Below are 19,417 nucleotides of genomic sequence, written 5' to 3'. Positions count from 1 at the left end.
GATGGGGCCGGTGGAAGGGGCAAACCTTCCGGCGATTCTCCCTTTCCTTTGAGAATCGATTTCGATTCTGTCCCGCCGGCGCGGGCTGGGGTTCCCCTAAGGAGGGGCAAAGACAGATGGAACCCCCGGATCCACAGGGTGCAAGGTGCCCAGGGGCGGGGCACCGCTTCACCCGGTTCCGCCGGAGCTGGTTCTCGGGCCTCTGCATTACGGACAAGTATCTCTGGCGAATTCAACGCAGGGACCATAAGCGCACGGTTCCATCGATGGAGCCGGAAGCCAGGGTCTGTCCATCCGGTGAAAGCTTCAGGGCCACGATGGCATCTGTGTGTCCGTTCAGAGACTGAAGGAGCGCTCCATCCGGCACCCGCCAGATCCGTATCCCTCCATCCCCGGTGCCGGAGGCCAGCCAGGTGTTCCCCGGCCCGAAAGTCAGGCGAAGCACCGCCTCGGAGCCCGCTGGCCAGCAGGCAACCGGCTGTCCGGTGGCGGTTGCATATAAAGCGATCCAGGTGCCAGGAAGCCCGCGCTCCGCCACCGCCAGCCATTCACCCCCGTCTGACAGCGCGAGGGCTTCAACGGCCATCCCGGTCGTCGACCTCACGGGCGGCCGCCTGGCTCCCGTGGAGACCTGCCAGATCCCAATCTCCCGGCCATCGGAGGCAGCCACCCAGGTTCCATCCGGTGAGAAAGTCACCAAAACAGGGGGGTCGGAAAGCCATCCCAGATGACGGATGATCTGTTCATCGTTGTGGCGGATCAGCCGGAAGCCGCCCCCGAATCGCTCAGGGCGAGGATCTTCCCATCTGGCGAGAAGGCAGCCCCACCTCCTCCCCCGGGGATCCAGAGCGTGCGCGTTCCATCCGCCGTCCGCCAGATCCCCCATCCAGCCGCTCCCGTTGGGTGGGGATCGGGGGCCAGCGCCCAGCGGCCATCGGGAGAGAGGGACAGAGCGGCCATAGGCTCCGCAGATAGATTCAGGCGCTGCACGCGTTGGACCCCATGGCCGGTGACCCTCCAGAGGGATACAATCCACTGAGGGGTATCGATGGGTCGCTGGCTGTAGGTGGCGATCCACAGCTGATCCTTCCCAAAGGCCAGGTCCAGCACTGGCTCCAGATATCCCTCCCAGCGACCCTCCTGCGTCCCTTCTGGGAGGCGTCGGATCTCCACAGTGCCCCCCGAGGAAGCGATGGCCAGCCGCAAGCCCTCCGGATCGAAGGTTAGCCCGACGATAGCGCTTTCGGACACCTCACTTTGCCATCGGAGGTGGAAACGCATCCCAACCTGCTCCCAGACCTGCACGGTTCCCCCGTCGGTGCCCACGGCCAGCCACCGGCTGTCCGGCGAGAAGATCAGATGGCGGATGGCTCCTCGACCGCTGATGGAAAGCTGCCGCCCAAGCGATCCCTCGCCCCCGGAATAGAGATATACCTCCTTGGCGATCCCAACCGCGAGCCACGCGCCGTCCGGGGAAAGGGCGAAGGTCCGGGCAATCTCTCCGGGCGGGAGAGGCCATTCCGTCTGGTGAATCAGGGAGCCGTCCTGGATCCGCCGCCATTCTCCCCGGGTGGGACCTGCCAGGATCAGTGTCTTCCCATCCGGAGCGAAGGCGAGCCATCCGGCCTCATATGAGGGGATCGGCTCGAGCTCTTCACCTTCGGGGAGGCGGATCCGGCGCACTTCAGATTTCGAGGGAATCCAGGCCAGCTGGCGGCCGTCCGGTGAGAAGGCCAGGGTGGGGATTCGAAGCCGGGATCGATCGTCCTGGGGAGGACCCGGATTCGCTGGGGGTTTTCTTCCAGGTGGGCCCACAGCCACAGATCTCCTCCCACCAGGGCGGCCAGCCAGTGGCCATCCGGAGAAATGGCCAGGGCCTTCAGCCGAGCCGGGAGGGTCTGTCGCCATATCACGGCTCCGGTCTGGGGAGCGATGCCCTCCAGGCTAACGGTAGTCCCCACGATCAGCGGGGATCCCCTGGAGCTCCAGGCGATCTCCCGCAGGATGCCCTTTCCGATCACCTGTTCCAGGCCGAACCCCGGAAATACCGTGAGGGCCTCCCGGGTCGGGGAAGGAGGAGGCAGGGGGCTCTTCCCCAGCTCGGGAGTCCGGACTCCTCCCTGGGCCGGTAGGGAAGGAGAAGGCACGACCGGGGGGATAGCGCGGTATTCACAGGCAGCGATCCCCCATATACCGATCCCAATGAGCCCGAGAAGCATATTCCACATCCTGCGCATCGCTGTATCTTCTCCTCCTATGGGGCCCTTTGTGCATGGCAGGGTGTCGAATAATCGAATAAATAGGAGTCTGACCGCCGCTGACAATTTGCCCACAGTAAAGAGAAAGGCGAGCTCCACCTGTTCTTTCCATGTGCACATGAGGACCTGTATAACAGCAACCGGATGAGCAGCCACATGGAGCGCAACACTGTCCCAGGGTGGTTCGACCCAACGGAAGAGGGCCATTGATGGGGTTCCAGCCTTCCCGAACCTCTTTGGGCTTGTCTGGATCATCATATGGGAGGGGGTCCACATGCCCATACCAGACTGATCCCACGTAACACCCTTCTATTGAGTAAAGATCAACAATTATTGTTCTTCCATAAGAACTAGCGTAAGAGCAGCAACAGCGACTTTGAATATAAACATATACTCCAGATACTCGGCTTGGGTAAAGATATATCTTTAGCACACTCCCAGATGTCGCAATATCGACGGGTGATACCTGATAAGGTTGGGCGTTTCGACATGGATAGTGAGGGCTTCCATTACAGTAATTATCAAGACCCGTGATTCGTCCAGTAAACGGTGCATAGACATATACAGTAGGCATGGCCCCCTCCATTTCATGGATTAATAACATTCAATGATTTTGACAGTTTAATGATAGATTCTAGTTTGGAATCATGCTCGCCGATAAGAAGGTATAGGACATTTTGTTGAATCCAGAGCACTAGGTGTCCCTGGGCGCTGGGGAGCCGCAGCCCTGGCCGGGGGGTGAAGGACACCTTCTCCGGAAAGATGGGCTCCTCCGGCCGCTCCGGTCGATAGACCGGCCACACCGGATACGGACGGGGATAAAACGGCTGCGCCACCAGACGCACCCTGGGTTCGCCGCCCGGCTCCCCGAAAGCCAGCGAGACCGAAAAGATGGCACCTGATTTCCGGAACACCGTAGCCCAGGCCCCCTGGAACTCCAGGCCCGGGGGAGGCGGCGTGGGCCAATGAGAATAGAGGGGGAAATTCGGGCGGGGGAGCCAGGCCTCCAGGGGCTCCATTGGGTGGGTATCGCCGCGCAGTTCAGCCTCCGCCTGGGGGTCTGCGGTCTGGCACAAGATCGGCGCTGGCGTGTGCTGGACCCATCGAGGAATGGGGGTGCCGGGGGGCAGCAGCAGGAAGCCTTCCCACAGCTCCCCCTCGCTATCCGTGGGGGGTGTGGGGGAAGCCGCGGCCGCTGGGACGGGCCGGCCCAGGCCCCGGAGGGCGATCCATCCGGCCAGGGCGCCTGTGGCGCGACGGAGGAAATCGCGTCTCCCCCAATCCACGCCCAGCACCGGCCCGCCGTGCCGGGCGACGGCCTGGGCCACCCGTAACGCCCGCACCGGGCCCAGAACCTGCACCAGGCGCGCCCGCATCCCAAGGCCCGCGAAGACCCGCACCCGCTCCCTCTCGACCTCCAGGAGCATCGGCTCCCAGCGCCAGCCGGGGCGGACGCGGTCCAGCCGGGCCTGGATCTCAGGATCGTGCAAACTCCGTGCTCCCAGCTGCCCAGCGCAGCGGGCTTTCACCTCCCGGGCTACGGTGCGCGCCACCGCCGGGCTCGGCCCATATCCAACCGGCGCAGAGGACTTGCACGGCGATGACCGCTATGGGCTCCAGGGGGCCAGAGGATTGCTTCATCCACCCTACGATGAGCAGACTTCCATATCCCAGGAGCACGAGTCCCCCTCCCACCCATATCCCGGCCTGGATGGGAGTGAAAGCAGCGATGGCAGCTCCGAGGAGCGGACTTAAGAGAGTGTCTTAATATTTGACTGAAGCGAAGGCATCTGTTGAACTTTCAATTATGATGGCCCAAAGGACACGCAAACCCTATCCCACGGATCTCTCGGATGCGGAGTGGCGGATCATCGAGCCGCTCCTGCCCAGGCCCTCCACCCGGCGGGGAAGGCCTCGGGTGCATTCCTACCGCGAGATTCTGAATGCCATCTTCTACGTCCTGCGCACCGGCGGCGCGTGGCGGATGCTCCCCCACGACTTCCCCCCCTGGCAAACGGTTTATCACGATTTTCGGCAGTGGCGGCGGGATGGCACCTGGCAACGGATTCATGACGCCCTGCGGCGTCAGGTTCGGGTGGCATCAGGTCGCCAGGAAGAGCCGGAAGCTGCCATTGTGGATAGCCAATCGGTCAAGACGACGGAAAAAGGGGCCTCGAGGCGATGACGCCGGCAAGAAGGTGAAAGGACGGAAGCGGCATTTGCTGGTGGACACCCTGGGCCTGGTCCTGGTGGCGGTGGTGCATGCGGCGGATATTCCCGATCGGGAGGGTGCTCGGTGGGTTCTGAAGAAGGCCTGGGCGGCGTGGCCCCGGTTGCGCCGGATATGGGCCGATGGGGGCTACGCCGGCTCGCTGGTAAGATGGGTCCAGCCACACGCCGGCGGTTCGCTGGAAATTGTGCGGCGCCAGGGGAAAAGTAAAGGGTTCCATGTGCTTCCTTATCGCTGGATTGTTGAACGCACCTTCGCCTGGTTGGGGAAGTATCGCCGATTGAGCGCGGATATTGCACGCGGACCGCAATCCACTGTGAGTCAAAATCCGAAAGGAATACTAAGGAAGTGCGAACTCCCCGTTTCTGGATCGAACACATAAACGACCTGCATTTGGTAGATCCCTGGCGTGGGAAGAAGGGCGACCCCGCTGTCGGGATCGATTGGATTTCCTGCGCTGTCCTCGCCCCTTGCATCGCCAACCGATCCCCTTCATGGCCCCTTCGGATTTGACAGGGAGGCCGCCCGGGGATAAGATTCCCTTAGACCCCTCCCCCCGGGGGAGGGGATCCGGCCCGGAGGAGGCCATGGAGGCCAAGACGAAGGCGGAGGTCCTGCGGCGCCTGCGCAGCGTCGCCGGGCATGTGGAGGGGATCGCCCGGATGGTGGAGGAGGACGCCTACTGCATCGACATCATCCGCCAGATCCAGGCGGTCCAGCGGGCCCTGGCGAAGGTCAACGACCTGGTGCTGGCCCAGCACCTGCGCACCTGCGTCACCACCGCCATCCGCGGCGAGGACCCCGAGGAGCGGGAGCGGGTGCTGGAGGAGATCGTGGAGGTCTTCGAGGCCGCCCAGAAAATCTGATCCCGGAGGTGAACGATGGAGACCCGGACCTTCGTGGCGCCGAACATCTCCTGCCATCACTGCGTCCAGACCATCGCCCGTGAGCTGAAGGCCCTGGAGGGCGTGCGGGAGGTGCACGGGGACGTGGCCACGCGACAGGTGACGGTGTCCTTCGAGCCGCCGGCCACCTGGGACCGGATCGTGGCCGTCCTTCACGAGATCGGCTACCCGCCCGCCGGCGCCTGAGCCTGCTGAGGCCAGGAGGCGGAAGGAAGAGGGGACCCGGATGCGAAGGATCTGGCGATGGCTGTGGATGATCGGGGGGTTGGGGCTGGTCGGGTGCGCGGGCGGGATGGCGGGATCGCCCACTCCCGTCCCCACGCTCCCGCGGGAGACGCCGACCGCCGCCCCCGCCCCGACGGGGACGCCGACGCCCGCGCTGACGGAGACGCCGGCGCCCGCCCCGACCCCGACGGCGACGGGGACGCCGACGCCGCGCCCCCGGGCCGCGCTCTACAACTTCGTCCTGCCCGGCTGACCGGTGTGCGCCCGCAACACGCGCCTCGTGCAGGCGCTGCGACCGCATTGGGAAGGGGACGTGGAGTTCTTCGAGGTGCGGGCGGACACCCGGGAGGGCCAGGCGTTGCTGCGCCGCTTCGGGATGCCCGGCACCCACGGCCTGGTGGTCCTCGACCGCCAGGGGACCGTGATCTGGCGCAGCTTCGGGCACGACACGACACCGGAGCAGGTGGAGGAGATCCTGCGCCGGGCGACCCGCTGAAATCCATCGATGGCTTTCGATGGATCGAAGGGCGTGGCGCCGGGACGGCTCCCGGAGGGTGGGGCTTCGGACCAAGGCCCGGCACGGCGGGCGGGGGGCGTTTCGCTTGTCCCCCGGATGGGGGCTTCGCGCGACGACCCGCGCCGGTATTGGGAGACGCGGGCGTGTTGGGATGAATTCCGGCTTACATCCCGGCGGTTCGCCCAGATTTCCCTTCGAGGGATCCCGCAGGAAATGAGGAGGAACCCATGACGACTGCGCCCCGGGAGGTGGTGCTCCCGATCATCGGCATGACCTGCGCCAACTGCGCCCGGACGGTGGAGCGGGCCCTGAAGCGGGCGCCCGGGGTGGTGGAGGCCTCGGTGAACTTCGCCGCCGAGCAGGCGGTGGTGCTCCTTGACCCCTCCGCGGCGGACCTCCGCCAGGCGGTGGAGCGCGTCCGGGCCGCCGGCTACGAGGTCGCCACCGCCACGGTGGAGCTGCCCATCCGGGGGATGGCCGACGCGAACGACGCCCGGGCCATCGAGCGGATCCTCCACCGCATCCCCGGCGTGCTGGAGGCGGCCGTCAACCTGGCGACGGAAAGCGCCCGCGTCACCATGATCGTCGGCGTGGCCTCGGTCCGCGACCTGATCCGGGCGGTCCGGGACGCCGGTTATGAGGTGACGGAAGCGGCGGAGGCGCTGGAGGGAGCCGGCGAGGACGCCGAGCAGGCGGCCCGGGAAGCGGAGATGGCCCGCCAGCGCCGCCGCCTCCTCTGGGGGCTCGTCTTCACCCTGCCCACCTTCTGGTTGAGCATGCAGTTCGACCTGCTCCACAACGTCATGCCCGGGATGACCCGGCCCATGGGTCTGGATGTGCTGTTGCTGCTCCTCAGCACCCCGGTGCAGTTCGGCGTGGGATGGGATTTCTACCGCGGGGCCTACCGGGCGTTGCGGATGGGCACGGCCAACATGGACGTGCTGGTGGCCCTGGGCACCTCCGCGGCCTACTTCTACAGCCTGGCCGTGACGGTCGCCCTCCTTCTGGGGAGCACCGCCCTCGGCCGCTACACCTACTTCGAGACCGCCGCGGTCATCATCACCCTGATCGTCCTGGGGAAGTATCTCGAGGCCCGGGCCAAGGGGCGGGCGGGCGAGGCCATCCGCGCCCTGATGGCCCTGCAACCGGAACGCGCCCGCGTCCTGCGGGACGGCCGGGAAATCGAGATCCCCGCCGCCGAGGTCCGGGTGGGGGATCTCCTCCTCGTGCGCCCCGGCGAGCGCATCCCGGCCGACGGGATCGTCCTGGAGGGCCGCTCCGCGGTGGATGAATCCATGATGACCGGGGAGTCCATCCCCGTGGAGAAGAAGCCGGGGGACCGGGTGCTGGGGGGCACGGTCAACACATATGGCCTGCTGAAGATCGAGGCCACCCGGGTCGGGCGGGACACGGTGCTGGCCGGGATCATCCGGCTGGTCCGGGAGGCGCAGGGGAGCAAAGCGCCCATCCAGCGGCTGGCGGACCAGGTCTCGGCGGTTTTCGTCCCTACGGTCATCGCCATCGCCGCGCTGGCTTTCCTGGGCTGGCTGCTGATCGGCGGGGCCGGCTTCACCCGGGCGATGGTCAACGCCATCGCCGTGCTGGTGGTCGCCTGCCCGTGCGCGATGGGCCTGGCCACCCCCACGGCGATCATGGTGGGCACCGGCCGGGGGGCGACGATGGGGATCCTCTTCCGCAACGCCCAGGCCCTGGAGCAGCTGGGGAAGATCACCCTGATCGCCCTGGATAAGACCGGCACCCTCACCCGGGGACGCCCGATGGTCACCCGGGTGATCCCGGGCCCGGGATGGACCGTGGAGGAGGTCCTGCGGCTGGCCGCCAGCGTGGAGCAGGGGAGCGAGCACCCGCTGGCCCAGGCCGTGGTGGAGGCGGCCCGGTCCCAGGGGCTCCCGCTGGAGAAGCCGGTCGGCTTCTCCGCCCTGCCCGGTCGCGGCGTGCTGGCCCACCTGAACGGCACCACCATCCGGGTGGGCGGGATCGCCTGGGTGCAGGCGGAGGGGGTGCGCCTCAACGGGCTGGAGGAGGCGGTCCGGGCGCTTCAGGAGCAGGGCCAGACCACGATGCTCGTGGCCCGGGATGGGGAGGCCATCGGGGTGATCGCCCTGGCCGACGCCTTAAAGCCCGAGGCGGCGGAGGCCGTCGCCGCCCTCCACCGGCTGGGGGTTCAGACGGCGATGATCACCGGCGACAACCGGCGCACCGCGGAGGCCATCGCCCGGCAGGCCGGCATCGACCGGGTCTTCGCCGAGGTCCTGCCCGGCGACAAGGCGGAGATCGTCCGCCGCCTGCAGGCGGAAGGACATCGGGTGGCCATGGTGGGGGACGGCATCAACGACGCTCCCGCTCTGGCCCAGGCCGATGTGGGGATCGCCATGGGGACCGGCACGGCGGTGGCGATGGAGACGGCCGACGTCACGTTGATGCGAGGGGACCTGCGCCTGCTGCCCCAGGCCGTCCGTCTCTCCCGGGCCACCATGCGCACTATCCGCCAGAACCTGTTCTGGGCTTTCTTCTACAACGTGATCCTGATCCCGGTGGCGGCCCTCGGTTTGCTCCATCCGATGATGGCCGCAGGGGCCATGGCGTTCTCCTTCATCTTCGTGGTGACCAACTCCCTGCGCTTGCGGGGATTTCGGAGCTGAGGGGCGGCGGATGGCGAACCTCTTGCGGAGGTGCACCATGTCCATTCGGGGGATCGGCGGACGCGGCCGGACGATCGGGATCCTCGGGATCCTGCTCCTCACCGGATGCGGCGCCTCCGCCCCGGCGCGCCCGCCGGGCGGGCTGGGTGGGGAGGTGATCACCGTCTACAAGACCCCCACCTGTGGCTGCTGTGCGGAATACGTCCGGTATCTCCGTGGCCATGGCCTCCTGGTCCACGTGGTGGACCGGGATGATCTGGCGCCCCTGAAGCGGCAGTGGGGGATCCCGGAGGCGATGTGGAGCTGCCACACGGCCCGGATCGGCCCTTATGTCGTGGAAGGCCATGTGCCGGTGGAGGCCATCGCCCGCCTGTGGGCGGAACGCCCCTCGGCCCTCGGGATCGCCCTCCCCGGCATGCCGCCGGGCTCCCCCGGGATGGGCGGCGCCCGGACCGGGCCGCTGACCATTTATCTCATCGCCCCGGACGGGGCCGCTCACCCCTGGATGCAGTGGTGAACGCCCGCTTTCCGGGCCTCGCCGCCTTGTAGGACAACTGCTCGCAGTTGTCCTGCTTGGGTTTAAAATGAAGGGAGAGCGCGGGCGTCTCTCTCATGCTTTCCCTCAGGCCTGGAAGCCTTTCCTCCCGAGGGAAGGGGCGCTCGGAGAAAGGGGTGGGCGATGGCGGAGGTTCGGACGCTGGCGGAGGTGCTGGATGCGTTGACCCGGCCCGGAGAGCTCTATGAGCGGCTCCCGGACGGCTCGGTGCGCTGTTACGCCTGTGGCCACCGTTGTTTGATCCGTCCCGGCCGGCGGGGGATCTGCCAGGTCCGCTTCAACCGGGACGGCACCCTCTACGTCCCCTGGGGATATGTGGCCGCCCTCCAGGTGGATCCCACGGAGAAGAAGCCGTTCTTTCATGTCCTCCCCGGCTCTTACACGCTGACTTTCGGGATGTTAGGCTGCGATCTGCATTGTAGTTATTGTCAAAATTGGCTTTCATCCCAGGCCCTTCGCGATCCGGCCGCGGGGGTGATGCCGGAGGAGGTCACGCCCCAGCAGCTGGTGGCCCTGGCGAAGCGGTATGGCGCGCAGCTGGTGGGGAGCTCGTATAACGAGCCGCTGATCACCTCGGAGTGGGCGGTGGCCATCTTCAAGGAGGCGGTCGCCCAGGGCCTGCGGTGCGTCTATGTCTCCAACGGCAACCTCACCCGGGAGGTGCTGGAGTATCTCCGCCCTTACCTGGTCGGCTACAAGATCGACCTGAAGAGCATGCGCGACAAAAACTACCGGGCCCTGGGGATGCCCTTGAAGAACGTCCTGGAAGGCATCCGCATGGTCTATGAGAGCGGCCTGTGGCTGGAGGTGGTCACCCTGGTGGTGCCGGGCTTCAACGACTCCGACGAGGAGCTGCGGGACGCGGCGGAGTTCCTGGCCTCCATCTCGCCGGACATCCCATGGCATGTGACGGCCTTCCATCCGGATTACAAGATGACCGACCGGGACTGGACGCCGGCGAAGACGTTGATCCGGGCGGCGGAGATCGGGAAGGCCGCTGGCCTGCGCTACGTCTACGCGGGCAACCTGCCGGGCCGGGTGGGGCCTTTCGAGAACACGTATTGCCCGAACTGTGACGCCCTGCTCATCGCCCGCCACGGCTTCCGGATCCTGGTGGATCACCTCAGCGGGCGGGGGACCTGCTATCGCTGTGGGACGCCCATCCCGGGGATCTGGAAGTGAGCGCCCCGGATCCCCAGCGGCCGGTTCCGCGAGTTGCGGATTCCCTCCCCAGGGGTGAGACCCGCATTCCGATCCTGGATCTGAGCGGGAGGAAGGTGTTTTGGCCCGTCTTCGAAAGCAGACCGCCCCCGAACGACGACGCGCGAAGGCTGGCGGGAAGACCCGGGAGAAGGCCGGTGGCGCCCGCAAGCCGGCGTCCGCCCGTCCGTTCCGGCCCGCATGGCCGTTCTCTCTCACCCTGGATCAGCAGCTGGACCTGCTGGGCCTGATCCTTTTCCTGGGGGGGATCCTCCTGGGCCTCGGCCTGCTGAGCCTGGGTCCGAAGCCGGTGGTGGACGCGTTGACCGCTCTCCTCGGCGGAGGGGTCTTCGTCCTCCCCCTCGGGATGACGGCCAGCGGGGCGTGGCTCCTGATCCGGCGCTTCGAACAGGCTCCTCGTCCCCATCGCTCCCTGGTCCCGGGCTTGCTCATTCTCTACGGATGGCTTCTGCTGACGTTTCATCTCCTCGGCGGGGCGGGGGGCGCGGCCGGAGCCACCCTCGCCCGCCTCCTGCAAGAGAACCTGGGTCCCGCCGGGACCTGGCTGGTCGGCTTCGGCATGCTCTGGGCGGGCCTGATGCTGACCTTCCGTCTCCCGCCGGAGCGCCCGCTGGAGTGGGTGATCCGGGGAGTTCGCTCCCTCCGGGCGATCCGGCCATCGGCGCGCGCGGTTCGGATCCACCGCCCGACCCCTGCGCCTCCCCCGCCGGCTTCACCTCCCGCCCCGCCGAACCCCCCGCCGCGGATCCTGGGGGAGGGCGCGCCGGAGGCCCTTCCCCCGGTGGGGCCTGAAGCCCGGGAGGAGCCGGAGGAGGAGCGCCTCGAGGCGCCGCTGCCCATCGCCCCGGTGGGGCCGAAGTGGACCCTCCCCCGGCTGGAGGAGATCCTGGATCCCGGGGAGGAGGTGGAGATCGATGAAGGGGAGCTCCGGGAGAAGGCGCGGATCATCGAGGAGACGTTGCGCAGCCTGGGGGTGGAGGCCCGGGTGGTGGAGGTCCAGCGTGGGCCGACGGTGACCCTGTTCGGCCTGGAGCCGGGCCAGATCTCCCGGGGCGGGCGGGCCACCCGCGTGAAAGTGGCCCAGATCGCCGCCCTGGCCGACGATCTCGCCCTGGCCCTGTCCGCGCGCACGGTCCGCGTGCTGGCGCCCATCCCCGGGCGGGGCCTGGTGGGCATCGAGATCCCCAACGAGCGCCCCGCCCTCGTCCGCCTGCGGGACGTGATGGAGAGCGAGGCGTATCGCGCGCTGTCCTCTCCCCTGCGCCTCCCTCTGGGACAGACGGTGTCCGGGGAGCCTCTGGTCGCCGACCTCACGGCGATGCCCCATCTGCTGATCGCCGGGGCGACGGGCTCGGGGAAGTCGGTGGCCCTGAACGCCATCCTGGTTTCGTTGCTGTGCACCTGCACGCCCGAGGACCTGCGGCTGATCCTCATCGACCCGAAGCGCGTGGAGCTGACGCCCTATAACGGCATCCCCCATCTGTGGACGCCGGTGGTGGTGGAGATCGAGGAGGTCCCCCGGGTGCTCCAGGAGGCCATGCGGGAGATGGAGCGGCGCTACCGCCAGTTCGCCGCCGTCGGCGTCCGGCACATCGCCGACTACAACCGGCGGATGGCGGAGCGGGGCGAGCCCCGCATCCCCTACCTGGTCATCGTGGTGGACGAGCTGGCCGATCTCATGATCACCGCGCCGGAGGAGACCGAGCGGCGGATCACGCGGCTGGCGCAGATGGCGCGGGCGACGGGGATTCATCTGGTGATCGCCACGCAGCGGCCGAGCGTGGACGTGGTGACGGGGCTGATCAAGGCGAACTTTCCGGCGCGGATTGCGTTTGCGGTGGCTTCGTCGGTGGACTCGCGGGTGATCCTGGACATGCCGGGGGCGGAGACGTTGCTGGGGCGGGGCGATATGCTCTTCCTGCCGCCCGACCAGGGCCAGCCCATCCGCGCCCAGGGATGCTTCGTCTCCGACGAGGAGATCCGACGCGTCGTGACTTACTGGAAGGGCATCCGGGGCCTCGCCCGACCGGTCCCGGAGCGTCGGGCGTCCCCGGTGCGCGTCCCCCGACCGGCCCCGGAGCCCGTCCCCGAACCCCCGGTGCGCGAGCCGGATGAGGAAGGGGATCACGAAAGCGATGAGGTCCTGTTGCAGCGGGCCATCGAGATCGTGCGGCTTCACCGGCGGGCCTCGATCTCGCTGCTCCAGCGCAAGCTGCGCATCGGCTACAACCGGGCAGCCCGCCTGATCGACCTGATGGAAGCTCGCGGATGGATCGGCCCGCCGGAGGAGGGCAGCCGCTGGCGAGGCCTGGAGGGACTGGAACCTCCTTCGGATCCGGGCGAGGGCTCGTGAGGGGAGCCCTCCCCTTCAAGATCCGGCCGATGGGATGGGCGGCGTGAGGCGGTGGGAGGGATTCCGCAGGCTCGGGATCCGGCGGGGGATCTGGGGAGCGGGGGGGCTCTTCTTCTTCCTGCTCGCCCTGGTGATGATGCGGGACGGAGCCTCCCGGCTGGCGCCTCCGCTGCTCAGCTCCGGCAGGCCGCTTTCGCCCGGACGCAGCCTGGGGCTGGGATGGCTGATGGCCTGCCTGGCCCTCAGCGGGTCGCCGGTGGCGGCGGCGGCCGTCAGCATGCAGGATGCTCATCTGCTCTCCCCAGCCGCCGCCCTCACCATGCTCACCGGATCCCGACTGGGTGCTTCCTTCGTCCTCTTCCTCATCGGCTGGAGCTATGCCCTGCGAGGAGGTCATCGGCGGAACAGCATGACGGCCGGCTTCGTGACGTTCTGGGTGACTGCGACCACCTATTTCCCTGCCACCGCCCTGGGGCTTCTCCTGCTCGCCTACACGCCGATCCGCTGGGTTCCCGTCCGGCTGCCGATGGATCTTCCGTCGCCCTTGAGCCCTGTCCGCGCGCTGGCGGCGGCGGTGGAGCAGGCCCTGCAAGGCGGGCTGGGGCGCCTGGCCGGCCGTCCCGTTCCGGAGGAGGTGGTGGGGGGCAGCCTGTTCCTCCTGGGTTTCTTCCTGATCGGCCTGGCGTTGCAGGCGCTGGATCGCGCGATACCGCTGCCCGTTTTGCGATCCCCCGGCGACGATCCCCCGGACGATTCGCCGTGGCCGATGTTCCGCGTCGGCCTGGCTGTCACCGCTCTCACCATGTCCGTGTCCGTCTCCATCGGGCTGCTGGTCCCCTCTGTCGCCCGCGGATGGATCCGTCGGGAGCGGCTGATCCCCTACGTGATGGGAGCCAACATCAGCACCTTCGTAGACACCCTCTTCGCAGCCCTGATGCTGGGGAACCCGGCCGCGGCGGGTGTGGTGCTGACGGAGATCCTGAGCGTCGGCTGGATCTCCCTGGGGATCCTCGCCCTGGGCTACGCATCTTATTGCCGCTTGCTCGCAGCCGTCTTCGAGGGCGGGCTGAGGCATCCGCTGCTCCTCGGGTTCTTCCTGGCCGCCTTCCTCGGTGTTCCCCTGCTCCTGCTGGCCCTCGGATAGACCTCCCCGCTCCGCGCTATAATGGGCTGATGTAAGGAAGCGCAGGCTTGGGGAAGGAGGAGCGTCGAATGCGCGTCACCGAGCCGGGTTACGTGCCGCCCTCGGAGGAATACTGGACCGCTCTGATGGAGCAGGGGGAGTTCGCGCGATGGCCGGCCCCGGAGGCCGAGCCGGAAGAGATCTGGGAGGGCCTGGGGATGGGGCAGGGACGCCCGATCCCGATGCCGGGGCCCTGGGATCTGGGAGCCGGGGAGCCGGACTGGCGGGCTGCCCGGGCCTGTCTGGAGTCGGGCCAGCCCCTTACCGTCACCGTGGTGGGCTACAACCGCGGCGGGCTGATCGTCCAGGCCGAAGGGTTGCCCAGAGGGTTCGTCCCAGCCTCTCATCTCCTGCACTTCCCCAACGCCCTGGACGGGCCCTCCCGCGCCTCCGCCCTCGCCCGGTATATCGGCCAGACCCTGCAGGTTCGGGCCATCGAGGTCGATGAGGTGGGCGGCCGCTTCGTCCTCTCGGAACGGCTGGCCCATCAGGATCCCCGCCGCGTCGAGGCCCTCTTCGCCGAGCTGCGGCCCGGCCAGGTCCGCCGCGGGGTGGTAACCAAGGTGACCTCCTTTGGGGCCTTTGTGGATCTGGGCGGGTTCGAGGGGCTGTTGCATCTCTCGGAGATGTCCTGGGGTCGGGTCAACGACCCCGGGGAGGTGGTCCGCGCAGGCCAGGAGCTCGAGGTGCTGGTCCTGGAGGTCAACCCTCAGGAGCGCCGGGTCCAGCTCTCCCTCAAGCGCCTGCAGCCGGATCCCTGGGAGACCCTCCCGCAACGTTATCGGGTGGGCCAGGTGGTGGAGGGGGTGGTCACCACCGTCACGCATTTCGGGGCCTTCGTCCGTCTGGAAGAAGGCGTGGAGGGGCTTCTGCATATTTCGGAGCTGGGGGCGACGGTGGATCATCCCCGGGAGGCGGTGCGGGAGGGCCAGCGGGTGCGGGTTCGGATCCTGAGCATCGACCCGGCGGCCCGGCGGATCGCGCTGAGCCGACGCGGCCTGGAGGCCGACGTTTGATGGATCCGGAAGGATCTCGGTCAGGATGAAACGGCGCACGCGGACGATCCACGCCCGACCGGCTCGCGATCGCCTGCCCCGCGCGGGCCGGAACGGACACTCCTCCTCGCCCACGCTGCCGGAGTGGGTTCGCCGTCTGGGCCCGCCCCGCTGGTATGGCACGCCGTCCTTCGGGCGGCGGGAGCGGCAGATCGTCGCCTGGCTGCTGATCGGCCTGGGGCTGTTCTCGGGGCTGACCTTGCTGGGGCTCAGCCCGGGCCGGTGGAGCGATCTGTGGGCCGGGTTGCTGCGGCGCCTCTTCGGTTGGGGCAGCCTCCCCGTGGCCCTGAGCTGGGTCGGAATGGGGGGCTGGATCCTCTTGCGGACGATGGGGCGGGCTCCGCTCCCGAACGGCTGGCGCCTCCTGGCCCTGGAGGTCGCCTCCCTGGGGCTGTTCGGCCTGGCCCACGGTCTGGCCTTGCTGGACGGCGGGGCGCCCTGGGAGATCATCGAGCGAGGCGAGGGTGGGGGAACCCTGGGCTGGCTGGTGTGGACGGCGGTCTCCACGCCGCTGGGACCGGGGATGGGGACGGTCCTTCTGATCGGGCTGACCGGGGTGAGCGGCTGGCTCGCGCTGGCCCGCTCCGGACTGCCTTCCCCGCCTCCGGTGGAAGCCCCTGCGCCGGCCGCGCCGGCGCCTCAGCCGGCCCCGGTGCCTGCGAAGCCCCCTGCGCCCAAGCCTTCCCGGCCGGCCCCGGCGGACCTGAAGATCGTCACCGCCTCGCCCTCCCGCCCCGCCCGGGTCAAGCGGGATCGGCGGCTGCCGCCGCTGGACCTGCTGGAGGAAGAGGAGCCGGCGGCGGTCTCCCCGGAGGAGATCCGGCAGAAAGCGGCCATCATCGAGGAGACCCTTCGCCAGTTCGGGCTGGAGGCCCGGGTGGTGGAGGCCACCCAGGGCCCCGCGGTCACCCAGTTTGGATTGCTGCCGGGCTACATCGAACGGCCGGGGCCGGAAGGCGAGGTGCGCCGCCAGAAGGTTCGGGTGGCCCAGATCGCCGCCCTGGCCAACGACCTCGCCCTCGCCCTGGCCGCGCCCTCCCTGCGCATCGAAGCGCCGGTCCCCGGCCGCGGCCTGATCGGCATCGAGGTCCCGAACCAGCAGATCCACGTGGTGCGCCTGCGGGGGCTGCTCGCCTCCCCGGAGTTCCGGAAGGTGGGCTCCCCGCTGGCCATCGCCCTGGGGCGGGATGTGGCCGGACGGCCGGTGGTGGCCGACCTGGCGGCGATGCCGCATCTGCTGATCGCCGGGACCACCGGCTCGGGCAAGTCGGTGTGCATCAACGCGCTGATCACCTGCCTGGTTTACAACAACACCCCGGAGGAGCTGCGGCTGGTCCTCATCGATCCCAAGATGGTGGAGCTGGTGCGGTGGAACGGGTTGCCGCACCTTTACGGGAAGGTGGAGTTCGAGATCGAGCGCATCGTGGGGGTGCTGCGCTGGCTGACCCGACAGATGGAGGAGCGCTACCGGCAGTTCGCGGCGGTCGGCGCCCGTAACCTGAGCGACTTCAACGCCCGGGCGGAGGCGGCCGGGGAGCCCCGGCTCCCGTATATCGTGCTGTTCATCGATGAGCTGGCCGATCTCATGATGGCGGCGCCGGTGGATGTGGAGCGGACCATCACGCGGCTGGCGCAGATGGCGCGGGCGACGGGGATTCATCTGGTGATCGCCACGCAGCGGCCGAGCGTGGACGTGGTGACGGGGCTGATCAAGGCGAACTTTCCGGCGCGGATTGCGTTTGCGGTGGCTTCGTCGGTGGACTCGCGGGTGATCCTGGACATGCCGGGGGCGGAGACGTTGCTGGGGCGGGGCGATATGCTCTTCCTGCCGCCCGACCAGGGGAAGCCGGTGCGGGTGCAGGGAGCCTACGTCTCCGACGCCGAGGTGGAGCGGGTGGTGCGCTTCTGGCAGGAGCGCTACGCCGATGAGCGGCCGGAGCCCGCCCCCTGGGAGGGGATGGTCACCCCGTTGGAGGTGGGCAGCGGGCGCGCCGTCAGCCGCATCGAGGGCGAGGAGATGGACGAGGAGGCCCTGCTGCGGGAGGCCCTGGAGGTCATCAAGCGCCATCGCGGGGCTTCCACTTCGTTGCTCCAGCGGAAGCTGCGCATCGGCTACCCCAAAGCGGCCCGCCTCATCGACCGCCTGGAGGAGCTGGGGATCATCGGTCCCCCGGAGGCCAGCGGCCGGCTTCGACCCCTCCTCATCCCGGAGAACTGGGAGCCACCCCCGGACTGGTTCCGTCGCGGATAAGCGGGACGGGCTTGACGCTTCCCCATTCCGTGTTAAAATGGAATTGCAGTCTGATCAAACGAAGCCAATGCAACCAGGGGCGCGGGATGCGCCCCTGTGTTGTTGATAAGGCGGGTGGGTCCAAGCCTGTTCCCAGCCGGGTGGTCAGGGAGAACGAGAGGATGGCCAAGAGCGAGCTGCTGCTTGCCGTCAACCAGATCGCAACGGAGCGGAACCTCCCCCGCGAGGTGGTGGTGGAGGTGCTCAAGGGCGCGCTGGCCACGGTGTTCCGCCGCATGACGGAAACGGCGAGCACCCAGGCCGTCGAGGTGGAGATCGACCTGGAGAACGGCCAGGTTCGGATCTTCACCCAGAAAACCGTGGTCGAGGAGGTCCGGGATCCGCGCGTGGAGATCTCTCTGGAGGAGGCGCGACGGATCCGTCCGGACGTCCGGGTGGGGGAGACCCTGCGGGTGGACGTCACGCCGGCGAACTTCGCCCAGCGGATCGCCGCCCAGAACGTCCGCCAGATCATCCTGCAACGCATCCGCGAGGCGGAGCGCGAGCACCTCTACCGCTATTTCTCCGAGCAGGAAGGGGAGATCGTCCACGGGGTGGTCCAGGCGGTCACCCCGCAGGGGGCCACGGTGTTGCTCGCCCAGGGCCGGGCGGAGGCCATCCTGCCCCGTAACCAGATGGTGCCCGGGGAGCGGCTCCAGCCTCATCAGCGCATTCGGGCCTACCTGGCTGAGGTGCGCCAGACGCCGCGGGGGCCGCAGATCATCCTCTCCCGGACCCACAAGAACATGATCCGGCGGCTGCTGGAGACGGAGGTGCCGGAGATCTACAACGGTCTGGTGGAGATCAAGGCCATCGCCCGGGAGCCCGGCCAGCGCACCAAGGTGGCAGTGGCCGCCACGCAGCCCAACATCGACCCCGTGGGCGCATGCATCGGCCAGCGCGGCATGCGGATCCAGAGCCTGGTCCACGAGCTGGGCGGCGAGAAGATCGATGTCATTGAGTGGCATCCCGACCCGACGGTCTTCATCGCCAAGGCCCTGAGCCCGGCTCGGGTGTTGACGGTGCACCTTTTTGAGGAGAAACGATCGGAGCGGACGGCCCAGGTGGTGGTGCCGGACGATCAGCTCTCCCTGGCCATCGGACGGGAGGGCTTGAACGCCCGTCTGGCGGCCCGCCTCACCGGCTGGCGGATCGACATCCATAGCCTCACCGAGGCCCTGGAGCAGTGGCTGCCGCGGGTGGAAGACCCCGAGCTGCGGGAGCGCATGGGCGAGGCGGCCCGCCTGATCCCGGCGATGCAGGAGGCGCTGGCCCGCCATAAAGCGCAGCCCAACCTCACCTGGACGGCCGAGGAGCTCCGGGATGCCCGGACCTTCCTGGAGGCCGCCTACCAGGCCTATATGGCCCGGCGGGAGGCCGAACGGGCTCGCCGCAAGGCCCAGAAGGAGGCCCGGGTCGAGGCCCCGCCGGCGGCAGAGGCCCTGGAGCCCGCTCCCGCGGCCGCCGAGGAGCTCCCGGAGGCGGTCGCAGAGGCCGCCCCGTCCCCGGAGCCGGAACCGGTCGCGGTGCAGGCGGCCTCCGCTTCAGAGCCGGAGCCGGTCGTCCTCCCGGAGCCCGCTCCGGACGCCCGGGAGGCGACCCCGGAGCCTGCCGAAGCGCTCTCCGTCCCGGAGGCGCTCCCGGAGCCCTTCGGGGTCCCCGAACCCGAACCGGGTGGGGTGGAAGTGGAGGTTGAAGCCGAAGCGGTGCTGGGAGAGGATGCGGACGAAGATGAGGAGAAAGAGGAAGAGGAACGCCGCCGGCGGAAGAAGGCGGGGAAGGCGAAGGAGCGCCGGCGGGTCCGCTACGAGGTGGACTTCGAGGATGAGACCTGGTTGCGACGCATGCGCGGCGGCCGGGTGCGGGACTGGCTGGAGGAGTAAGGCCCATGCGGGTTGTGGTGGTGGGTCCGCAGAAGGAGCTCATCCTCCTCTTCGGGGGCTCTTAGACGTGGTGCGGGA

Annotated in this window: 15 protein-coding genes and 1 pseudogene; 13 read left to right on the top strand and 3 right to left on the bottom strand. The window is 68.4% G+C overall.

Annotated elements, in window-relative coordinates; genetic code table 11:
• Window positions 1-232: 232 nt before the first annotated feature.
• The 3 genes from KNN16_RS11580 to KNN16_RS11570 form a co-directional block, all read right to left on the bottom strand.
• Window positions 233-604 carry a WD40 repeat domain-containing protein gene (locus tag KNN16_RS11580; RefSeq protein WP_303897072.1) on the bottom strand — a complete coding sequence of 124 codons (372 nt, stop codon included), beginning with the start codon at window positions 602-604 and terminating at the stop codon, window positions 233-235.
• 155 nt (window positions 605-759) lie between these two features.
• Window positions 760-1,683, bottom strand: coding sequence for a WD40 repeat domain-containing protein (locus KNN16_RS11575; RefSeq protein WP_303897070.1), 924 nt, complete (start codon window positions 1,681-1,683; stop codon window positions 760-762).
• A gap of 1,162 nt (window positions 1,684-2,845) precedes the next feature.
• Complete coding sequence (locus KNN16_RS11570) at window positions 2,846-3,811, bottom strand: hypothetical protein (RefSeq protein WP_303897068.1); 966 nt, start codon at window positions 3,809-3,811, stop codon at window positions 2,846-2,848.
• Window positions 3,812-4,065: 254 nt separating this feature from the next.
• Between KNN16_RS11570 and KNN16_RS11565 the strand changes: the two are divergent.
• The 13 genes and pseudogenes from KNN16_RS11565 to nusA form a co-directional block, all read left to right on the top strand.
• Window positions 4,066-4,780: pseudogene (locus tag KNN16_RS11565) on the top strand (IS5 family transposase); the annotation flags it as partial.
• A gap of 295 nt (window positions 4,781-5,075) precedes the next feature.
• A complete protein-coding gene (locus tag KNN16_RS11560; protein WP_299284399.1) occupies window positions 5,076-5,354 on the top strand; it encodes a metal-sensitive transcriptional regulator in 279 nt (92 codons plus the stop codon).
• 15 nt (window positions 5,355-5,369) lie between these two features.
• On the top strand, window positions 5,370-5,579 hold the full coding sequence (locus KNN16_RS11555) for a heavy-metal-associated domain-containing protein (protein ID WP_088570272.1): 210 nt from the start codon (window positions 5,370-5,372) through the stop codon (window positions 5,577-5,579).
• Between the two features lie 40 nt (window positions 5,580-5,619).
• Window positions 5,620-5,871 carry a hypothetical protein gene (locus tag KNN16_RS11550; protein WP_303897065.1) on the top strand — a complete coding sequence of 84 codons (252 nt, stop codon included), beginning with the start codon at window positions 5,620-5,622 and terminating at the stop codon, window positions 5,869-5,871.
• Between the two features lie 60 nt (window positions 5,872-5,931).
• Entirely contained in the window at window positions 5,932-6,114 is a 183-nt protein-coding gene (locus tag KNN16_RS11545) for a hypothetical protein (protein WP_299284392.1), read from the top strand.
• Window positions 6,115-6,362: 248 nt separating this feature from the next.
• Window positions 6,363-8,798, top strand: a complete 2,436-nt coding sequence (locus tag KNN16_RS11540; RefSeq protein ID WP_303897063.1) for a heavy metal translocating P-type ATPase — start codon at window positions 6,363-6,365, stop codon at window positions 8,796-8,798.
• Window positions 8,799-8,835: 37 nt separating this feature from the next.
• A complete protein-coding gene (locus KNN16_RS11535) occupies window positions 8,836-9,315 on the top strand; it encodes a DUF411 domain-containing protein (protein ID WP_303897061.1) in 480 nt (159 codons plus the stop codon).
• Between the two features lie 162 nt (window positions 9,316-9,477).
• Window positions 9,478-10,536, top strand: a complete 1,059-nt coding sequence (gene amrS, locus KNN16_RS11530; protein ID WP_299284383.1) for an AmmeMemoRadiSam system radical SAM enzyme — start codon at window positions 9,478-9,480, stop codon at window positions 10,534-10,536.
• A 100-nt stretch (window positions 10,537-10,636) separates the two neighbouring features.
• On the top strand, window positions 10,637-12,928 hold the full coding sequence (locus KNN16_RS11525) for a DNA translocase FtsK (protein WP_303897059.1): 2,292 nt from the start codon (window positions 10,637-10,639) through the stop codon (window positions 12,926-12,928).
• 43 nt (window positions 12,929-12,971) lie between these two features.
• The gene (locus KNN16_RS11520; protein WP_303897057.1) at window positions 12,972-14,072 is read left to right on the top strand and encodes a hypothetical protein; all 1,101 of its coding nucleotides are present in this window, start codon (window positions 12,972-12,974) and stop codon (window positions 14,070-14,072) included.
• Window positions 14,073-14,140: 68 nt separating this feature from the next.
• Window positions 14,141-15,127: a 30S ribosomal protein S1 gene (locus KNN16_RS11515; RefSeq protein ID WP_299284374.1), complete on the top strand. Its 987-nt coding sequence runs from the start codon at window positions 14,141-14,143 to the stop codon at window positions 15,125-15,127.
• Between the two features lie 25 nt (window positions 15,128-15,152).
• Window positions 15,153-17,417: a DNA translocase FtsK gene (locus tag KNN16_RS11510; RefSeq protein WP_303897055.1), complete on the top strand. Its 2,265-nt coding sequence runs from the start codon at window positions 15,153-15,155 to the stop codon at window positions 17,415-17,417.
• 161 nt (window positions 17,418-17,578) lie between these two features.
• On the top strand, window positions 17,579-19,339 hold the full coding sequence (gene nusA / locus KNN16_RS11505; RefSeq protein ID WP_303897052.1) for a transcription termination factor NusA: 1,761 nt from the start codon (window positions 17,579-17,581) through the stop codon (window positions 19,337-19,339).
• The last annotated feature ends 78 nt before the right edge of the window (window positions 19,340-19,417 follow it).

Origin of the sequence: Thermoflexus hugenholtzii, from assembly GCF_018771565.1 — a bacterium.
In the GTDB taxonomy this organism is placed as follows: Bacteria; Chloroflexota; Anaerolineae; order Thermoflexales; family Thermoflexaceae; genus Thermoflexus; species Thermoflexus hugenholtzii_A.
The sequence above is the reverse complement of the archived record's forward strand: the minus strand, read 5'-3'. Positions and strand labels throughout refer to the sequence as shown.

What these genes read in the sequence shown, in the direction of transcription:
- KNN16_RS11550 (WP_303897065.1), top strand. Translation starts at nt 5,620, where the DNA reads ATGCGAAGGATCTGGCGATGGCTGTGGATGATCGGGGGGTTGGGGCTG.
- KNN16_RS11510 (WP_303897055.1), top strand. Translation starts at nt 15,153, where the DNA reads ATGAAACGGCGCACGCGGACGATCCACGCCCGACCGGCTCGCGATCGC.
- KNN16_RS11555 (WP_088570272.1), top strand. Translation starts at nt 5,370, where the DNA reads ATGGAGACCCGGACCTTCGTGGCGCCGAACATCTCCTGCCATCACTGC.
- KNN16_RS11540 (WP_303897063.1), top strand. Translation starts at nt 6,363, where the DNA reads ATGACGACTGCGCCCCGGGAGGTGGTGCTCCCGATCATCGGCATGACC.
- amrS (WP_299284383.1), top strand. Translation starts at nt 9,478, where the DNA reads ATGGCGGAGGTTCGGACGCTGGCGGAGGTGCTGGATGCGTTGACCCGG.
- KNN16_RS11560 (WP_299284399.1), top strand. Translation starts at nt 5,076, where the DNA reads ATGGAGGCCAAGACGAAGGCGGAGGTCCTGCGGCGCCTGCGCAGCGTC.
- nusA (WP_303897052.1), top strand. Translation starts at nt 17,579, where the DNA reads ATGGCCAAGAGCGAGCTGCTGCTTGCCGTCAACCAGATCGCAACGGAG.
- KNN16_RS11515 (WP_299284374.1), top strand. Translation starts at nt 14,141, where the DNA reads ATGCGCGTCACCGAGCCGGGTTACGTGCCGCCCTCGGAGGAATACTGG.
- KNN16_RS11535 (WP_303897061.1), top strand. Translation starts at nt 8,836, where the DNA reads ATGTCCATTCGGGGGATCGGCGGACGCGGCCGGACGATCGGGATCCTC.